The 332-nt window shown below is 40.4% G+C and carries 1 protein-coding gene; it reads left to right on the top strand.

Annotated features, from left to right (window positions below; genetic code table 11):
* Nucleotides 1-332 (top strand): mucin-binding protein (locus AC6UD6_RS07015; protein ID WP_500696178.1); only part of this gene is annotated, 332 nt, incomplete at both ends.

The following is a 332-nucleotide window of genomic DNA, read 5'->3' as shown; positions in this document are numbered from 1 at the left end:
TTCGGTTCTAAGTCTGATTACAGTACAAAGAACGAAATTGCCAGCTTAGAGGCCCAAGGTTACGAATTAGTCACTGATGGTTATCCAAATGGGTACGAATTTAATACCGACAACCCAACTTTCAAAGTTATCTTTAAACACAAGACCAAGACGGTTACGCCAGATAATCCGGGTCAACCGGGACAACCAGTTGATCCAAATAATCCAACGGGACCAAAATATCCTGATGGAACTAGTAAAGATAACTTAACCAAGTCAATTACGAGAACTATCCACTACGTTTACGCTGATGGTAGTAAAGCAGCTGATGATCAAGTAGAAACCGTTACTTT

The sequence above is a fragment of the Fructilactobacillus sp. X8R2C1 genome, from assembly GCF_059900955.1.
The sequence above is the reverse complement of the archived record's forward strand: the minus strand, read 5'-3'. Positions and strand labels throughout refer to the sequence as shown.